Source organism: Paenibacillus tepidiphilus (genome assembly GCF_008635795.1).
GTDB classification, from domain to species: domain Bacteria; phylum Bacillota; class Bacilli; order Paenibacillales; family Paenibacillaceae; genus Paenibacillus_AQ; species Paenibacillus_AQ tepidiphilus.
Genome location: NZ_VWRQ01000035.1, coordinates 1 through 17,094 on the forward strand (window position 1 = coordinate 1; position 17,094 = coordinate 17,094).

A 17,094-nucleotide genomic window follows, 5' to 3' on the forward strand; every position below is an offset into this window, starting at 1 on the left:
GCATCTAAGCGTGAAGCCCCCCTCAAGATGAGATTTCCCAGTATGTAAGACCCCTTGAAGACGACGAGGTAGATAGGTTGGAGGTGGAAGTGCAGTAATGCATGGAGCTGACCAATACTAATCGGTCGAGGGCTTATCCAAAAACTACCCCAAAAAGTGAAGAAGAGGCTGACGAAGCGGATTCCGAATACTTTCCGGGGGCCCCGAAGAGATGAAGGGCAAACACAAATTCGTTTCGATCCAGTTTTCAGGCGATCAAGCCTGCCGTTTGGTGGCGATGGCGGAGGGGTTCCACGCGTACCCATCCCGAACACGACCGTTAAGCCCTCCAGCGCCGATGGTACTTGGACCGAAGGGTCCTGGGAGAGTAGGAAGCTGCCAAGCACTGAAGACCACTGCTGATTACTCAGCGGTGGTTTTTTGTTGTGTGCGGGTATGAATGCTTCATTATATAAGAGACTAAGAAGTAAACAGTGCAGCTGTTTTTTGTCCGCATAGTGTGGACTATTGTCCAGGAATTCGCTTACCTTGTGACCGTTTTCCGAATACCTGCGTTGATGATGTAATATTCTTGACAGGCCAAAAGCCCTTTGCTAAGATGGCAATAATATATTTTTGGACATGCACTTCAAACCTTAATGGAGTACAAGGAACTGGATAGTCCCGGTGCTTTAGCCGGTGTCTATCGGGTGTGGACGATAACCTGTGTTTCTTCATCTAGAAAAGTTTGCGGGCGGTTAAAATAGAACAATCGAGGAGGCATGACCCAGGTGTGGGAAGATAAGTTTGGCAAAGAAGGATTGACGTTTGATGATGTGCTGCTGGTACCGCGTAAATCAGAGGTGCTGCCGAAGGAAGTAGATCTGTCCACCGTTCTGAGCAGCAAGGTGAAGCTGAATATTCCACTGATTAGTGCCGGGATGGATACCGTAACGGAGGCCGCAATGGCGATTGCTATTGCCCGTGAAGGAGGCATCGGGGTTATTCATAAGAATATGTCCGTGGAACAGCAGGCCGAAGAGGTAGACCGCGTTAAGCGCTCCGAGAGCGGTGTTATTACCAATCCTTTCTCCCTTACCCCCGACCACCTGGTTTCTGATGCCGAACGGCTGATGGGCAAATACCGTATATCCGGTGTGCCGATTGTCGATGAGAACAACAAGCTCGTAGGTATCATTACCAACCGCGATATGCGCTTCATTCATGACTATGGCTCTCCTATCAGCGAGTATATGACGCGTGATAATCTGGTTACGGCTCCTGTGGGAACAACTCTGCAGGAAGCGGAAGTGATGCTGCAGCGTCACAAGATTGAGAAATTGCCTCTGGTGGATGAGAATAATATTCTTAAGGGACTCATCACCATTAAGGATATCGAGAAGGCGATTCAGTTCCCGAATGGCGCCAAGGATGCCCAGGGACGCCTGCTTGTGGGTGCGGCTATAGGCGTCTCCAAGGATGCTGAGGAACGGGCTGAGGCTTTGGTCAAGGCCGGCGTAGACATGATCGTTCTTGATTCCGCACACGGACATCATGTCAACATTGTCGATGCAGTGCGCAAGCTGCGCCAGCGCTATCCGGAGCTTACGATTGTTGCCGGAAACGTGGCTACCGGTGAAGCTACACGTGATCTGATCGAAGCCGGGGCTTCCGTAGTCAAAGTAGGTATCGGGCCTGGATCCATTTGTACCACCCGCGTAATTGCCGGCATCGGGGTACCGCAAATTACGGCGATTTATGACTGCGCGAACGTAGCCCGTGAATACGGAGTTCCGATTATCGCCGATGGCGGGATTAAGTATTCCGGTGAAATTACCAAGGCAATCGCTGCAGGCGCTTCTGCAGTAATGATGGGTAGCTTGTTCGCCGGAACGGAAGAAAGTCCTGGTGAATCCGAGATTTATCAAGGACGCAAATTCAAGGTATACCGCGGAATGGGCAGCATGAGCGCCATGAAGCAGGGCAGTAAGGACCGTTACTTCCAGGATGATGATAAGAAGCTGGTTCCAGAAGGCATTGAGGGCAGAGTTGCCTTCAAAGGACCTCTGTCCGATACAGTACATCAACTGATCGGCGGACTGCGCTCCGGTATGGGGTACTGCGGAACGAAGAATCTGGAGGGACTGCGCAACGATACTTCCTTCATCCGGATTACCGGCGCCGGACTGCGTGAAAGCCATCCGCATGACGTGCAAATTACCAAGGAAGCTCCTAACTATTCCCTTTAATTCAGGCGGAGCCGCTTATTTAAGGACAAGCAGGACGAATTTCGTCCTGCTTGTCCTTTTTTTGCTGATACCCCTGTGTTAGAATAGAACAAGCAATGATATAAGGATCAAAGGAGAGTAGTCATCATTGAAGAAGTATAAATATAAACACAGTGGTAAACAATTTGTGATTAGAACAGCGACAGTAGGTTTGCTTTTAAATATGCTATTATCCCCTGGAAGTGCGGCATTCGCCAACGCGGTAGCGACAACAGCAACGGCGGAAACAGGAACAGCTGAAACAGGTGCAGCCACAACCGCACCAGCCGCAAATGCAGTAAAGATTCCCTCGGTCAGCTCTCTGGAGCTGAAATTGAACTCGGCTATCCTGATTGAGGCTACCACGGGAGAAGTGCTGATGTCCGTCAATGCGGATGAAGCTCTGCCGCCAGCAAGTATGACCAAGATGATGACGGAATACCTCGTTACCGAGGCTGTCAATAGCGGACAGATTACATGGGACCAGAAGGTCACTGTGAAAGAGAATGCCGCGAAGCAGGTTGGTTCACGTATTTTCTTGGCTGAAGGTGATATCCATACGGTTAGAGAACTGTACATAGCGATGGCTGTAGGCTCGGCTAACGATGCAACGGTAGCACTGGCCGAGCTGGTGTCCGGGTCTGAGAAGGAATTTGTGAAGCTCATGAATGAAACGGCGCAGAAGATGGGAATGAAGACGGCGTATTTCATCAACTCCACAGGATTGGACCGGGCGGATATGCCGAAGCTATACCAGCCGGAGGAGGACCGTGAGACTGTAATGTCAGCACGCGATGCAGCGACTCTGGCCAGATACATCGTTACTGAACATCCTGATTTTACAGAATTCACCACGATTCAATCGTACAAGTTCCGTGAGCGTGATACGAAACCGATGATTAATTACAACTGGATGCTCGAAGCCAATAAGTCAATTCCGAACTTCAAGGCCTATGCCTATGAAGGACTCGACGGGTTGAAGACAGGCCATACTACGAACGCCGGTAACTGTTTCACCGGTACCGCTGTCCGTGACGGCATGCGGCTGATCAGCGTAGTCATGGGAGCGGACTCGGAAGCCCATCGTTTCACCGAAACGAAGAAGGTACTGGACTTCGGCTTTGACAATTTTGAGATCAAGCAGGTTGCTGCTGCGAAGTCCATTATTGAAGGCAATGAAACTGTACCTGTAGAGAAAGGCAAGAAGAAGGATGTGTCAGTCGTTACCGACGCCGGCGTAACTTTTATTGTGCCTAAGGGAACAAGCAATCCGCAAATCACCACAACGGTTGCAGTGAATGATCCTTCGACGCTCGTAGCTCCGATCGCTGCCGCAAGCCAGGTTGGCAAAGTAACGTACTCTTATGAAGTTGAAGGCATGAATAAGCAAGAGCAGACCGTTAATCTAATTACTGCCGAGGAAGCGCCTAAAGCAGGCTGGTTCAAGCTGCTGATGCGGGGCATCGGGGAGTTCTTCAGCGATCTTTTCTCAGGAATTAAGAACCTTTTCTAAACTTGCTTTAGAGGGCAGGCATAATCGGGGCAAATAGATTGTGTATGGATCGGCTTTAAAGTAAAATTAAAAGTTAGAGGAATACCATGATTCAGGCCGATCTGGCAGGCAATCAATAGAACTGCATACAAGGACATCCGGGCTCTTTCAAATGCTGTACGCAGCTTTGAAAGAGTTTGGGCTGTTTTTCAGGAGGGAAACTTGTGCTAGATGTTAAAGTATTGCGCAGTGACTACGCAAGAGTAGAGGATGCTCTGAACAAACGGGGCAAATCGCTGGATTTGATCGCCGGATTTCCGCAGCTTGATCTGCGCCGCCGCGAATTGCTTCAGGAGACAGAAGGGCTTAAGAACCGTCGCAATACGGTGTCCGGAGAAGTGGCTAAGAAGAAAAAGAACGGCGAGCCGGCTGATGACCTGATTGCCGAGATGCGTACCGTATCAGACCGGATTAAAGAATTGGACGACGAAGTGCGCGAGCTGGAGGCGCAAATTGATGAGCTGACCATGAGCATCCCGAATATTCCGCATGAATCGGTGCCGGTCGGCCGATCGGAAACGGAGAATGTGGAAATTCGCCGCTGGTCCGAGCCCAGAGCGTTCGGCTTTACTCCGAAATCGCACTGGGAGCTGGCACAGAGCCTGGACATCCTGGACTTTGAGGCTGCCGGTAAGGTGACAGGTTCACGGTTTACCTTCTATAAAGGGCTGGGTGCGCGTCTGGAGCGGGCACTGATCAGCTTTATGATGGATCTGCACAGCGATGAGCATGGCTATGAAGAAATGCTGCCGCCTTATATTGTCAATAAGGACAGCCTGTATGGCACGGGACAGCTTCCGAAGTTTGAGGAGGATCTCTTTAAGCTGCGCGATACCGAATACTATCTGATTCCAACCGCGGAAGTGCCGGTGACCAACTATTACCGTGAAGAGATTCTGAGCGCTTCTGACTTGCCGAAGTATCATGTGGCCTACAGCTCTTGTTTCCGTTCGGAAGCCGGTTCGGCCGGCCGGGATACCCGGGGCCTGATTCGGCAGCATCAGTTTAACAAGGTGGAACTGGTTAAGATTACATCACCTGAAACTTCTTATGAAGAGCTTGAGAAGATGACTGCGGATGCGGAACGTGTGCTGCAGCTGCTGGGCCTGCCTTACCGTGTGCTGTCACTGTGTACCGGCGATATGGGTTTTACAGCGGCCAAAACATACGATCTTGAAGTTTGGCTGCCGGAAAGCGGCATGTATCGTGAAATCTCCTCCTGCTCCAATACAGAGGATTTCCAGGCACGCCGTGCCAATATCCGTTTCCGCAAGGAACCTAAGGCCAAACCGGAATTTGCGCATACCTTGAATGGATCTGCACTGGCAGTGGGCCGGACGTTAGCGGCTATTTTGGAGAATTATCAGCAGGAAGACGGCACGGTACTTATCCCTGAGGTATTGCAGCCTTACATGAGAAATGTGAAGGCCATCACTCCAAAGGTAGCTCAATAAGTACAGTTGCTAATTCTATACTCAGTGTGGTATAATTCTTAGTGCATGTGTTAAATTGCATGATTGGAGAGGTACCGAAGCGGTCATAACGGGGCGGTCTTGAAAACCGTTAGGGTGCAAGCCCACATGGGTTCGAATCCCATCCTCTCCGCCATTCCCTAAAGAATATACAGTTAAGCCGTCTTCTCCGGAAGGCGGCTTTTTGATTTGTGCAGGATAGGATATATAGAGTGCCCGCAAAGTACCTGAACCGGTACGGAATAAAAAGAGTCTTTTCTCCGCAATGTATTAGTAAAGGAGGGTGACAACAACATGAACAGACCATTACAACTTGATCAGCAAACCTTGGTCTCAGCTTGGCAGGAACGGCTGCCTGTCTTGATGAATACCGGTGACAGCTTTCAGGTGCAGGGGGATGCCGCTGACCCGAATAGTCTGCTGATTCAATTCAATGCCGCCGGGCATCAGGCCTATTCCCTTGATTTTCGCTGCACGTATGTGGATAGCCGTGAGGTGGCCGTCAATCTGGTTGATGTCGAGCAGGACGGGCGGCATACCGATGAGCGCGCTGAAGCGGTTCAGCTTCTGGCACAGCAGTATACAAGACAAATTCATGAATGTGCCCAGGCTTTGCAGCCTTTAACCCATTCTTAGAGGAGGACTTATCATGAGCAAGCCTAAAAGTGTACCGGTTCCCGGCACAGAGACGAACCATGAGCCCAGACAAGAGCATCATTCCTCGGCACAGAAGCCACTTTCCGGCTCCAAAAAGGTAAAGCAGGCCAACCATGTAGATCATAATAACCCGCAAGGGTAGGATATTGAACGAAATTGGGAGAAACGAAATGTTTCTCCTTTTTACATAATGGTTTATCATTAGGGAGGGATGAATTTCTTGACATGGGAGAGGAGAACAACAATGTTTAAAAAATGGGGGCTATCCGCTGCCGCATTGCTGCTAACAGCTGCAGTAATCCTGCCCGGATGCGCGAACAAGCAGGAACCGCCGAAGGAAGCTCTTCAATCTGCGGCTGCCAAGGTAACGGAGCTTACCTCCTATGAGATGCAGAGTAAGCTGACAATTAATAACCTGTCCATTGAGGCGCCAAGCGGCGGAGCCGCTGCCGGTGACTCTTATACCTCAATGGTGCTGAACATGCTTCAGAATGCTGATCTCTCGGTAAGCGGTGTGTATCAGGCCGATCCGATGCAGACAGAATTGACCTTGGTGCTCAATCTGAAAGGCGATTTGGCCATGTCCTTCAATATGCCGATGGTCATGACTGCCGAGAAGCTGTACGTTAAGGTTCCGTCTATTCCGATGCTGCCGCTGCCGGAGACTATCGTAGGGAAGTTCATCGAACTGGACCTGAAGGAACTGGCCGAGCAGGAAGGGGCAGAGTGGAATCCAAGCGCCGTGGATACGCAGAAGACCCAACAGCTGTCCAATGAGGTGCTGAGCGCACTCTTTGAAGAATACGACGAGACTGAGTATTTTGCCAATATCGAGCCTAAGGATGCTGCACTGCCGGAGAATGTGGAGGCACAGCAGGTTGTTCAATTCAAGGTGACCAATGACAATGTCAAAGAAGCGATCACCATTCTTGTGAACAATGCTCTGCCGAAAATTCTCGACATCCTGTCCAAGGAAGAATATCAGGATATGCTTCAGATCGATCCTGCTGACCTGGCAGAAGCCAAGCAGGAGATTCAGTCCAGTGATTCCCGGGCCCAATTCGATCAGGAGCTGGCTGATCTGAACACGTATCTGACCGTTAACCAGTTTGAGCTGAACACGGCCTTGAATAAGGATGATTTCCCGGTATATCAGGACCTCATAATGGATATTAAAGTGAATGATCCGGAGCAAGGCCAGAATGTGGGCCTGTCGCTGACGGCCACGAATCAGTACAGCAAGATTAACGAGAAGCAGACATTTACAATTGGAATCCCTCAGGGGGATGACGTGATTACGCTGGAAGAGCTGCAGAATGAGTTCGGCGGAATGTCTGACGGAACGGTTACGTATTAATTAATATGACAAAATCCCGCACCCGGGCGAGACTTCGCGCGGATGCGGGATTTTTGCTGCCTGCAGGCATGGCCGGCGGATTTAGCCGTCGGCACCATCATCCGTCAGGATGGCGTACACGCGGTGGTCCTGCCATTCGCCGTTAATCTTAATATAACGCCGGGCGATGCCTTCGGCCTGGAAACCGTTCTTCTCCAGCACACGGCGTGACCCGGTGTTATGCGGAAGGATGGAGGCCTGCACCCGGTGCAAGGCCAGGACGCGGAAGGCAAACTGGAGCACCAGCCTGACTGCAGCGCTCATATAACCTCTGCCCTGCTGCCCGGTATCCATCCAATAGCCAAGGTCGGCATATTGTCCGACGCCTCTGACGATATTGGAGAGGGTTATTTGTCCGATGAGCGTCCCATCATGCAGAAAGATGCCGAACATATAAGCCCGGTCCTGCTCGGCATCTTCCAGCCGCTGCCGGATAAGCTGCCGCTGGCTGCCGATGGTGAAGTATTCTTCATCGCGCAGCGGCTCGAACAGCTGATGATGAATTCTGTTCCGCAGCCGCAGCTGCAGCAGCTCATCAGTATGCTGGAGCTCCAGTAGTGCGATATACATCCCCTGGGCATGATCGTGAAAGATGAAAGACATGGAAGGTATGGCCTCCTTTAGAATATGAAGTTATGGCTTGGACGTTCGCTGGCGCAGCTTGCGGAAAAAGGCGGTCAGCAAGCCGGCACACTCTTCCTGCAGAATGCCTTCAATGACCTCCGGCCGGTGATTGAAGCGCGGCTCCTGCAGCAGGTTCATCAGCGTACCCGCGCAGCCGGCTTTGGGGTCGGTAGTGCCGTAGACAGTCAGCGGCAGCCTGGACTGGACCATTGCGCCTGCGCACATCGGGCAGGGCTCTAAGGTGACATATAACCGGCAGTCCAGCAGACGCCAGGAGCCGAGCGCTGCGCTGGCCTCGCGGATGGCTACCATTTCGGCATGGGCGGTGGAGTCCAGTGTGGTCTCGCGCAGATTGTAGCCCCGTCCTATGATTTGGCCGTTGTTCACAACTACCGCTCCAATAGGTACCTCTCCGAGCAATTCGGCCTTCTGCGCTTCCGCTATAGCTTCACGCATCCAATATTCATGGTCCGCCCGTTCTTCAGGCGATAAATCAAGGTTGTGGATATTCATATTCCGATTCTCTCCTCTATTTACAGCTCCTTGTCCAACGAACAGGCATTCGTTCTTGACAAAATGTGCATAACTCTGTGGATAACCGTCCACTTATGCACATCCTTGTACACAGCACTGGATAACTCTTGTGTATATGTGCGCAGTTTGTGGATCACTTCTAATCTATTGTAGGTAACGGGCTTCCATTATTCAATATCACCTAGTCGTTAAGGTTCATTGAAATACCTTTTCAAATGGATAGGCAACAGGTATGATATGGATGAGCACTCCGCTAGGATTTACCAGCGGTCCAAGAGGTGAACATGCAGCTTGTCCATAAAAACCAAATTATCGGCCATTATTTTTGGTTCGGTATCTTTAATCTTAGCGCTTAACCTTACACTTAACCTGCAAACAACCCGGAGTAATCTGCGCGAGGAAAGTGTAAATAATATGAAGATGACGGCAAGACAAATTGCCGTCGCTGTCGAACAGAGCAGCTACAGCTCCAATTATGTGCAGCAGCAGATTGCCCAGAACCTGCGCCTGGCTGCCATTTTGGCCTCGGAGGAGCTGGATCCGGACTACAGGAATGTGAATAACCAGCAGCTGCGAAGCCTTGCCGCCAGACTGGGTGTATCAAATATCTCTCTTCTGGTCAAGACTGAGGATGATGTCGTCGTGGCCAGATCCTCGGACCCCAATGAGCTCGGCTTGTCCACCAAAGGCTGGGGGTATTGGTATGTCGCTTTTCTGGAACTGTTTGCCGGACAGCGGGTGTCTGTTAAACAAGGCCAGACCATGGAGCATTTTTGGTCGGGTCCCTTTGAATATTCCACATCCAATCCGCAATTTATTGAGAAGTGGGGCTATTATTACGATTCCTCGACTAACTACATTATAGACCCATACATCCGCAGCAGTGCAATCAGCGATTATGTAAAGATTATGAATCCCGATGAGATTGTGCGTCAATCCAGGGACGTCAATCCCGAGCTGCTGGAGATTACCGGGATCAATCCGCGGACTTTTGGCTCATCTACCATGCAGGCGGATGGAAGCGACAGCATCAACCAGAAGCTCCGCAATCAGCCGGTCCAATATGGTACCTATATCTTCGGCAATGTAGAGGAAGACAAGTCGGCGGTGATGACGGCCTTGGCCCGGCAGGAGCCGGTCACGCTGGATACGGAGGCACGGGGTAAACGGGTTCTGAAGACCTTTATCCCCATCCAGCAGCCATGGGCCGATGACTATGTAATTTCTGTGGTCATGGATTACTCGGCCATCTCCACCGTGATTCGCGATGAGCTGATCAATAATATTACCACCTCTATACTTCTGCTTATTCTGTTCCTGATTCTCAGCTATGTGTTGGCCGGCTTGGTTACCCGTCCCATCCAGGATATTCTTGCCAAGGTTAACGATGTAGCCAGGGGTGTATTTGAGCCGCCACTGCATGTGAAGAGCCGGGATGAGCTGGGTCAGCTGTCCCACCGGGTCAATGCAATGACCTCGAACTTGCTGCAGCATACCAACCGGCTGAACCAGACCCTTGAAGAGAACCGTGCCGTCAAGGAACATCTGGAGTCGGTGATCAACGGCACTTCCGATGCCATTCATACCGTCGATATGGAAGGGCGCATCACCAGTACCAACAGAGCCTTTGAGAAGCTCTATGGCTGGAGCGCCAAGGATGTGCTTACGAAGACGCCGTATCTGGTGCCGGCAACGGTGCAGAAGCAGGAAGATGCCAGGCTGCGCGAGCTAAGGGACGGGGTGGTACTGCCTCCTGTGGAGACCATCCGCCTGAAGCGCGACGGGTCAATTGTAGAAGTGAGCGTCAGCACTTCGATCATCCGCGACGAAGAGGGTAAACCGAAGGCCTTCGTCCATGTGTCCCGCGATATGACAGAACGCAACCGGATAGAGGAGCTGCTCAGACGCTCAGAGAAGCTGACTACGGTCGGACAGCTTGCCGCAGGGGTAGCCCACGAGATCCGCAACCCACTGACGACGCTGCGGGGCTTCCTGCAGCTCCAGCGGGAGAAGCAGCTGCTGATTCCGCTGCATGTCGATTTGATGCTCTCGGAGCTGGACCGCATCAATATGATCGTGAGCGAATTTCTGATTTTGGCCAAGCCGCAGGCGGTACATTTCCAATTGAAAGATGTAAGGTATATCCTTCAGGATGTAGTATCTCTGCTCAGCAGCCAATCGCATCTGTTCGGCATAGAATTCAATGCGCATTACTCCGAAGCCCCGGCAACGGTACATTGCGAAGAGAACCAGCTGAAGCAGGTGTTTATCAATATTCTTAAGAATGCTATTGAGGCGATGCCGAGTGGCGGAACCATCCAAGTGGTCCAGGAAGTTAGGGACGACGCAGTTGTTATTGCCATCTCCGATGAGGGTGAGGGCATCCCTGAGGACATGCTGCCGAAGCTGGGCGAGCCGTTCTTTACCAACAAGGAGACGGGAACCGGCCTTGGACTGATGGTTAGCCAGCGGATTATACAGGCTCATAAGGGCAGTCTGGAGATTAAGAGCGAATATAGGAACGGTACGGAGGTAACGATTACGCTGCCATCCGCCGATGAAACAGAAGCCGGTTAGCGATTATTCAGGAACGGAGTGGAATTACACAACATGAGAATCAACAAGTTCATCAGCGAGACAGGATATTGCTCGCGGCGGGAAGCGGACAAGCTGGTAGAGGGCGGCAGAGTGACCATCAACGGCCTCCCTGCCATGCTTGGCAGTCAGGCGGAGCCCGGAGATGAGGTGCGGATCGATGGGAGACTGCTCGAAACGAAGGGGCAGACCGTTTACATTGCCCTGAACAAGCCTGTAGGCATTACTTCTACTACAGAAGGTCATATCCCAGGCAATATAGTCGATTTTGTCGGCCACACGGAGCGGATCTTTCCAATCGGGAGGCTGGATAAGGATTCCCAGGGCCTGATTCTGCTGACCAATGACGGTGATATCGTCAACCGGATTCTGCGGGCTGAGGGCAAGCATGAGAAAGAATATATAGTCACTGTCGACCGGCCGGTCACCGAGTCCTTTCTGCGGGGAATGGGAAGCGGTGTACGGATTGAGGGAGGCAAGACGCTGCCCTGTGAGATTACGCGCATCTCGGAGCGGACCTTCCGCATCATTCTGACCGAGGGCAAGAATCGGCAAATCCGCAAGATGTGCAGCGCCTTCGGCTATGAAGTGCGGCAGCTGCAGCGCATCCGGATTATGAATATCCACCTGGGCAACCTTCCTGTGGGGCAGTGGCGGGAGCTGACGGTACAGGAGAAGCAGGAGCTTGGAGCCATGCTGCAATATGAGCTGCTGTAGCAAATACCTGCTGAGACAATAAAGAGCTGTTTCGTCGTGGCTGGAAGCCCGAGAAACAGCTCTTTTGATTTAGGGTGCGGCCGGAATTTCGGCCTTTTGCGCCGTATCCTGGTATTTCCGCAGAATAGATACCTCAACCCGGCGGTTCTTGGCCCGACCTGCAGCGGTATCGTTCGGAGCAATCGGATGATATTCTCCGTAACCGATCGGACTGAATTTCTCCGGCTTCAAATTGGGATTCAGCAGCAGGATCTTCATGAAGTGCAGTGCCCGGTCCACGCTGAGATCCCAGTTAGACGAGTAACTGCTGTTGGAGATCGGAACATTATCCGTATGGCCCTGTACCAGGACATCATAATCCGGAAACTCCTGCAGCATATTGGAGATCGATTTCGCCAGCTGGCGCGAGTCATCCTTCACGATGGCATCACCTGATGCGAAGAGGGCGTTGTCGCTGATTGTAATCATTAGCTGGGACTGGTTCAGCTTCGTGCTAAGCAGATTCGTCAGGCCGTTATTGCTGATGTACGAATCGAACTCCTTCTTCAGCTTCTCCAGATCCTCCTGCTCCTTCTGCTTCAGCTTGGCCATTTCCGAGGTGCCCGTATTCTTGTCGACCACACTATTCATTTTATCCTTGTTTCCCTGATCCAGCTGGGTATTCGTAGGTGCGTCTGAACGGAACTCCAGCACCCCGGTGCCGCCGTTCAGAGCGGAGTTAAAGGCTGCCGCCATCTCTTCGAATTTCTTGGCGTCTGTGGCGCTCATGCCGTACAGCACGATGAAGAGGGCTACCAGCAGCGTCATCAAGTCAGAGTAGGGGAGGAGCCAGGATTCATCGGCATGCTCCTCGTGCTCCTCGTGTCTAGTCTTTTTGCTCACTGGAGCCGGCCTCCTTATCGCTCAGCTTGGCGCGTTCAGACGGAGTCAGGAATACAGACAGCTTCTGGTTGATGGCGATGGTGGATACACCGGACTGGATCGAGAGCAGGCCCTCCACCATCATCAGGCGGATCTCAATCTCACGTTTGGAGGCGCGCTTCAGCTTATTCGCCATAGGATGCCACATTACGTAACCCGTGAAGATACCGAGAATTGTCGCGATGAAGGCACCGGCGATGGCATGGGCCAGACTGTCCATATTGCTCATATCGCCAAGTGCGGCAATCAGACCGATAACGGCACCTAATACCCCGAGCGTCGGAGCATACATCCCGGCCTGGGAGAAGATCAGTGCCCCGGCTTTGTGCCGATCCTCGGTGGCATGGATATCCTCCATCAGCACATCGCGGACGAACTCCTGATCGTTACCGTCGATAATCATCCGCATGCCGTTGCGCAGGAAATTGTCCTGAATTTCGTCGACCTTGGATTCCAGTGCCAGCAGCCCTTCACGGCGGGTGATGGAGGCCCAGTCCATGAAGGTGGTAATGAGCTCGGACTTACTAACCAACTTCTGATTGATAAAAATAAGCTTGAACAGCTTGGGGACATTCTTGATTTCCGACATGGGAAAGGCCATGAGCACCGACGCCACCGTACCTAGCAGGATAATAACGTAGGCGGCCGGGTTATTGAGGCTTGTGAGCGGCGCGTGCTTGAGCATCATCCCCCAGACGACCGCGACCAGACCAAAGACTAAACCGAGTATTGATGTAATTTCCATTTATGCACCTCGTCCATGAGAATTAAGAAGTGATCTCTTTAACCGCATAATCATCCTTGAACAGCGGCGGGACACCACATACAGCCAAATGACGTATATTCTTATTTATCGACAACACTCCCTTTTTTGTGAAGTGATTTTTTCGGCTATAATGGTAAGGAAAGCTATTATTCATTGTGGGAAAACGGAGTGATTAATGTGGGTGTGAAGCATGGAAGAGAATATGGAGAGATTTTGACGGAACTGACGGAGGCCGTCGGCCGAATTTCCGACAGTTATGTTTTTTTTGAAATGGAACCGGACGAGTGGAAGGAACTGCCCCAGGAATCCAAGCAGGAGGTGTGGGAGGCCCTGGCGGAGGATCTATTCTTTGCCCTGGGGGACGAGCCGATGATTCAGGTAGGCAGCGGCGTCGTTATTTATGATAAGGACACGCACCGGATCAATATTCTGCTCGGGGAGCAGGATCTGGCATCTGTTCTGCTGGTTTAGCGGAAGCGCCTTAAAGGGCAGGATTTGTCCAGCACACCGGGCTCATGGTAAAATTGGGGTACCGTGTACTAATTTCAGGGATTGCCGAATACATTAAATCGAAAAAAAGGCCTTCATCCTGGCGCATCCCTTGGACTTTCGAAGCTGAGGGATGTTTTGTTTCAGTGACCTGGGCAGAATAGGGAAGCTGGAAGGGTCCGAAGTTTACGGTACACAGTAAGGGAGGAAAAGACAGTGCAACTGACCGAGGAAGAACTGCGCGAGCAGGTGGGTAAGCTGGAAGGCTGGAAGCTGGAACAGAATTTTATGGTGCGTAAATATATGTTTAGCGAATATATGAAAGGAATTGCCTTTGTAGACGAGGTGGCCGCCATTTCGGAGGCCTTTGATCATCATCCGCACATTACCATCGACTACAAAACGGTATTCTTGCGTCTGTCGGCAAAGGAAGAGAGCGGATTAGGCGCCCTGGAGTTCCGGCAGGCCCATGAATTCAACGAAGCCTTCGAGAAGACCCGCTAGGACACAGAAGAATATGTAGAGCTGGCCCTGCCGGAACCGCTTCGCCGGACGGGGCCTTTTTGTGTATAGGAGATCAATCCGCAGAAGGCGCCTCCAAATCCCGCTGTTTATCATACACCATGCAATAAAACGGCTTATCTCCGCTCGGTGTACGCCGCTCATAGGTATCGGTAATCGTGAATCCGCATTTACGGTAAGCTTTAATCGCCCGCTGGTTCCAGGTCAGCACCTCCAAATCAATCTCGCGGTCCGGATAACGAACCAGGGCTGCCTTGACAATCGCCTTCATAAACAGATGGCCCATTCCCTTACCGCACAGCTCAGGCTTCATACCGATGCCCAGACGGACAACCCCCTCCATCGGAAAAAGCTGCGCAAAGCCGCTCAATTCTCCGTTTCCGCTTAGTACGGACACATATTGCTCTTCACGCAGCTTCGGATCGCCGAACTCAATGCCAAGCGCCTGCATTTGCTCCCAGGGCAGCCATCCGTAAATATTATAGGGCGGCTTATAATCCCATCTGCTGATCTCTTCGGCATGGCAGATTTGCATAGGCACCACATGAAACGTTACAAGGGGACTGATCATAAGGCGCTGCCTCCCGCATTTTTAATAAAGGCCGATATAGCTATAGCTTCATTATAATTGAAGTGAAGCAACTGCCCCAAACTTCCGGTAAAAAAACTGCTGATTTTGCGGAAAATGGCAGTTACGGATGTTTGACAAATTACTGTAAGGGTAAATATGCATTATAAGGACAAAAAAACAGGATCCTTCTCAAGATTTCGGCAAAAATCCTGAAAAAGAGCCTGTTTATGTGACTGCTGAATTATTCTACATCATCGTTGTCCTGAGACTCGGAGGCTACGGCATGGTATGCGTCCGTGCTCATAATCCGTTTAGCGCCAACGTAGCGGTTGACGTAGTAGCTGTCGCTCAAAGAGCTGATCGTAACGCCGCGGCTGCTGGAAGCATGCGCAAACTTGCCTCCTCCGACATAAATGCCGACATGGGATACACCTCTACCGCTTGTATTGAAGAATACAAGATCGCCTTCACGGAGATCATCGCGGGAAATGGCTGTGCCCATTTGATACTGGGAGCCGGATTGATGAGGCAGGTTGATGCCGATCTTATCGAATACGTACATGGTGAATCCGGAGCAGTCGAAGCCATTGGTTGAGGTACCGCCGGATACGTATCTGGTGCCGATCGCCTTGTCGATTACTTTATCCATCTTGGAATCTGCGGAAGCGCTTCCCGCTCCAAGGGTGAAGAGAATAGAAATGCTTAGTGCTGCTGCCGCTAACGTCTTCTTCAAAAGTAAATACTCCTTCCAAATGCCTACGAGGTTAGCTTAAGGGTTCGGTTGAAGGTCCCCTATGACCCCTCTGTAAATAGGAGGTCAATTCACCCAAAACTGGTTCCCCCGTTTCCCCGGATGAACAGGGAACTCGGCACGACTGTTGATTAGGCTTAGCCGGTAAACAATACATGACAATTCGTTTGAAAACCGTAATTGAATAATTACAAAAATGTTACTATAAACTCACTGCGCTAATTGTAACAAAGACTTCGCCTCTTGGCAATCACTTAAAACATAGTATTGCACGGTTTTTCCATTTCGGAGACTGAAAGATGACGGAAAAGACACGCTTTTACCCTAAAATAAGTAAAAAAGAAAAATTTTCCGGGAAATTTTGCAAATTAGCGTTTCATCAAGCCGGAATAGGTGTAAAGGTAGAATAAGGAAAGAAAAAACCCGGATACGATTACGGCAATAATCGCAGTCCCGGGTCTTGTATAAGCAATGTTTGATATTAGAGGCAATGTGTCATGCGGGGTATGGTTCAATCATAAGCGACGGCTTGATAAGCCGTTGTGCTCATCACGCGTTTGGCGCCAACATAGCGGTTGGCCCAATAGGCTTGGCTAAGTGAAGTGATTGTTACGCCGCGCGAGCTGGAGGCTTGCGCGAATTTTCCATTTCCGACATAAATCCCAACATGGGACACACCGTTGCCCAAGGTATTGAAGAAGACCAGATCGCCTGAACGCAGATTGCTCTTCGATACAGCCGTACCTATGCCGAATTGCGCTTTGGAGGTACGCGGCAGGGTGATGCCCAGACTCTTGAAGACATACTTGGTAAATCCGGAACAGTCAAAGCCGGCGGTGCTCATGCCCCCGGTTTTATAGGTCGTTCCCAGGGTTGTGGTAATAACATTGTCCATCTTGGAGTCGGCGGAAGCAGTGTCCGCTCCTACGCCCAGAGTGAATACAAAGGCAAGGCCTAATGCTGTAGCGGTAAATTTCTTTTTCCAATGCTGAATTCTCAAAAGATGTTCTCCTTCCAAGGCCTGCGAGGTTAGCTTGAGGATTCGGTAGAAGTTTCCCTATGATCCCTGTGCTGCGAGATCAATTCACCCAAAATATGGTTCCCCCACTTCCCGGTGCCGGAATTAGGCGTTGTGCGCACCGAATAGTGATTTACGACGTCGTTACTTACTTAAGTATCGGAGTGTAGACAAATTAGTTTCAAAAGATTACAAAGTTGTTACTTGTACTACAGGCATCATTGTACCAGACCGTTTACGGTTTTGCAAACCTTTCGCTCATA

The 17,094-nt window shown here is 50.9% G+C and carries 17 protein-coding genes, 1 tRNA gene, 2 rRNA genes and 2 riboswitches; of the genes, 13 read left to right on the top strand and 7 right to left on the bottom strand.

Translation table 11 applies throughout. The features are described 5' to 3' along the window. The 9 genes from F1379_RS27915 to F1379_RS27955 form a co-directional block, all read left to right on the top strand. A 23S ribosomal RNA gene (locus F1379_RS27915) occupies positions 1–141 on the top strand; the annotation flags it as partial. Between the two features lie 126 nt (positions 142–267). Beyond that, positions 268–384, top strand: a 5S ribosomal RNA gene (gene rrf, locus F1379_RS27920). Positions 385–770: 386 nt separating this feature from the next. Then, entirely contained in the window at positions 771–2,228 is a 1,458-nt protein-coding gene (gene guaB / locus F1379_RS27925) for an IMP dehydrogenase (RefSeq protein ID WP_150275748.1), read from the top strand. A gap of 127 nt (positions 2,229–2,355) precedes the next feature. Next, complete coding sequence (locus F1379_RS27930; RefSeq protein WP_420850548.1) at positions 2,356–3,759, top strand: D-alanyl-D-alanine carboxypeptidase family protein; 1,404 nt, start codon at positions 2,356–2,358, stop codon at positions 3,757–3,759. Positions 3,760–3,962: 203 nt separating this feature from the next. After that, positions 3,963–5,252 (top strand): serine--tRNA ligase, encoded by a 1,290-nt coding sequence (gene serS, locus F1379_RS27935; protein ID WP_150275750.1) that lies wholly within the window; start codon positions 3,963–3,965, stop codon positions 5,250–5,252. Positions 5,253–5,317: 65 nt separating this feature from the next. Further along, positions 5,318–5,406, top strand: a tRNA-Ser gene (locus F1379_RS27940). A gap of 158 nt (positions 5,407–5,564) precedes the next feature. Further along, positions 5,565–5,906 carry a hypothetical protein gene (locus tag F1379_RS27945; protein WP_150275751.1) on the top strand — a complete coding sequence of 114 codons (342 nt, stop codon included), beginning with the start codon at positions 5,565–5,567 and terminating at the stop codon, positions 5,904–5,906. A gap of 13 nt (positions 5,907–5,919) precedes the next feature. Next, positions 5,920–6,069, top strand: a complete 150-nt coding sequence (locus tag F1379_RS27950; protein WP_150275752.1) for a small acid-soluble spore protein P — start codon at positions 5,920–5,922, stop codon at positions 6,067–6,069. A gap of 102 nt (positions 6,070–6,171) precedes the next feature. Beyond that, the gene (locus F1379_RS27955) at positions 6,172–7,284 is read left to right on the top strand and encodes a hypothetical protein (protein WP_150275753.1); all 1,113 of its coding nucleotides are present in this window, start codon (positions 6,172–6,174) and stop codon (positions 7,282–7,284) included. Positions 7,285–7,365: 81 nt separating this feature from the next. On the opposite strand, the gene F1379_RS27960 is transcribed toward F1379_RS27955, so the two are convergent. Both F1379_RS27960 and tadA read right to left on the bottom strand, forming a co-directional pair. Then, positions 7,366–7,926: a GNAT family N-acetyltransferase gene (locus F1379_RS27960; protein WP_150275754.1), complete on the bottom strand. Its 561-nt coding sequence runs from the start codon at positions 7,924–7,926 to the stop codon at positions 7,366–7,368. Positions 7,927–7,956: 30 nt separating this feature from the next. Beyond that, positions 7,957–8,460 (bottom strand): tRNA adenosine(34) deaminase TadA, encoded by a 504-nt coding sequence (gene tadA / locus F1379_RS27965; protein WP_150275755.1) that lies wholly within the window; start codon positions 8,458–8,460, stop codon positions 7,957–7,959. Between the two features lie 435 nt (positions 8,461–8,895). Here tadA and F1379_RS27970 point away from each other — a divergent pair, with 435 nt between their 5' ends. Both F1379_RS27970 and rluF read left to right on the top strand, forming a co-directional pair. After that, complete coding sequence (locus tag F1379_RS27970; RefSeq protein WP_338046812.1) at positions 8,896–11,058, top strand: ATP-binding protein; 2,163 nt, start codon at positions 8,896–8,898, stop codon at positions 11,056–11,058. 33 nt (positions 11,059–11,091) lie between these two features. Then, positions 11,092–11,793, top strand: a complete 702-nt coding sequence (rluF, locus tag F1379_RS27975; RefSeq protein WP_150275757.1) for a 23S rRNA pseudouridine(2604) synthase RluF — start codon at positions 11,092–11,094, stop codon at positions 11,791–11,793. A gap of 69 nt (positions 11,794–11,862) precedes the next feature. Here the strand turns inward: rluF and motB are convergent, their stop codons facing one another. Both motB and motA read right to left on the bottom strand, forming a co-directional pair. Further along, positions 11,863–12,675, bottom strand: a complete 813-nt coding sequence (motB, locus tag F1379_RS27980) for a flagellar motor protein MotB (RefSeq protein WP_150275758.1) — start codon at positions 12,673–12,675, stop codon at positions 11,863–11,865. Beyond that, positions 12,659–13,459: a flagellar motor stator protein MotA gene (gene motA / locus F1379_RS27985; protein ID WP_150275759.1), complete on the bottom strand. Its 801-nt coding sequence runs from the start codon at positions 13,457–13,459 to the stop codon at positions 12,659–12,661. Before motA ends, motB begins: the two co-directional genes overlap by 17 nt. 198 nt (positions 13,460–13,657) lie before the next feature. Here motA and F1379_RS27990 point away from each other — a divergent pair, with 198 nt between their 5' ends. Together F1379_RS27990 and F1379_RS27995 are read left to right on the top strand one after the other, a co-directional pair. Next, positions 13,658–13,951 (top strand): hypothetical protein, encoded by a 294-nt coding sequence (locus F1379_RS27990; protein ID WP_150275760.1) that lies wholly within the window; start codon positions 13,658–13,660, stop codon positions 13,949–13,951. Positions 13,952–14,185: 234 nt separating this feature from the next. After that, positions 14,186–14,473: a 4a-hydroxytetrahydrobiopterin dehydratase gene (locus tag F1379_RS27995; RefSeq protein ID WP_150275761.1), complete on the top strand. Its 288-nt coding sequence runs from the start codon at positions 14,186–14,188 to the stop codon at positions 14,471–14,473. 73 nt (positions 14,474–14,546) lie between these two features. Here F1379_RS27995 and F1379_RS28000 read toward each other — a convergent pair whose 3' ends face one another. From F1379_RS28000 to F1379_RS28010, 3 genes are all read right to left on the bottom strand, one after another. Then, complete coding sequence (locus F1379_RS28000) at positions 14,547–15,062, bottom strand: GNAT family N-acetyltransferase (protein ID WP_150275762.1); 516 nt, start codon at positions 15,060–15,062, stop codon at positions 14,547–14,549. 241 nt (positions 15,063–15,303) lie between these two features. Then, positions 15,304–15,795, bottom strand: a complete 492-nt coding sequence (locus F1379_RS28005) for a C40 family peptidase (RefSeq protein ID WP_150275763.1) — start codon at positions 15,793–15,795, stop codon at positions 15,304–15,306. Positions 15,796–15,799: 4 nt separating this feature from the next. Continuing rightward, positions 15,800–15,944, bottom strand: a riboswitch (cyclic di-AMP (ydaO/yuaA leader). Positions 15,945–16,324: 380 nt separating this feature from the next. Further along, a complete protein-coding gene (locus tag F1379_RS28010; RefSeq protein ID WP_150275764.1) occupies positions 16,325–16,813 on the bottom strand; it encodes a C40 family peptidase in 489 nt (162 codons plus the stop codon). A 3-nt stretch (positions 16,814–16,816) separates the two neighbouring features. Further along, a riboswitch (cyclic di-AMP (ydaO/yuaA leader) is annotated at positions 16,817–16,953 on the bottom strand. Positions 16,954–17,094: the final 141 nt, after the last annotated feature.

Excerpts from the sequence above, each read along its gene's own strand:
- F1379_RS27945 (WP_150275751.1), top strand. The coding sequence starts at position 5,565 with ATGAACAGACCATTACAACTTGATCAGCAAACCTTGGTCTCAGCTTGG.
- F1379_RS27950 (WP_150275752.1), top strand. The coding sequence starts at position 5,920 with ATGAGCAAGCCTAAAAGTGTACCGGTTCCCGGCACAGAGACGAACCAT.
- F1379_RS27955 (WP_150275753.1), top strand. The coding sequence starts at position 6,172 with ATGTTTAAAAAATGGGGGCTATCCGCTGCCGCATTGCTGCTAACAGCT.
- F1379_RS27960 (WP_150275754.1), bottom strand. The coding sequence starts at position 7,926 with ATGTCTTTCATCTTTCACGATCATGCCCAGGGGATGTATATCGCACTA.
- tadA (WP_150275755.1), bottom strand. The coding sequence starts at position 8,460 with ATGAATATCCACAACCTTGATTTATCGCCTGAAGAACGGGCGGACCAT.
- F1379_RS27970 (WP_338046812.1), top strand. The coding sequence starts at position 8,896 with ATGAAGATGACGGCAAGACAAATTGCCGTCGCTGTCGAACAGAGCAGC.
- rluF (WP_150275757.1), top strand. The coding sequence starts at position 11,092 with ATGAGAATCAACAAGTTCATCAGCGAGACAGGATATTGCTCGCGGCGG.
- motA (WP_150275759.1), bottom strand. The coding sequence starts at position 13,459 with ATGGAAATTACATCAATACTCGGTTTAGTCTTTGGTCTGGTCGCGGTC.
- F1379_RS28000 (WP_150275762.1), bottom strand. The coding sequence starts at position 15,062 with ATGATCAGTCCCCTTGTAACGTTTCATGTGGTGCCTATGCAAATCTGC.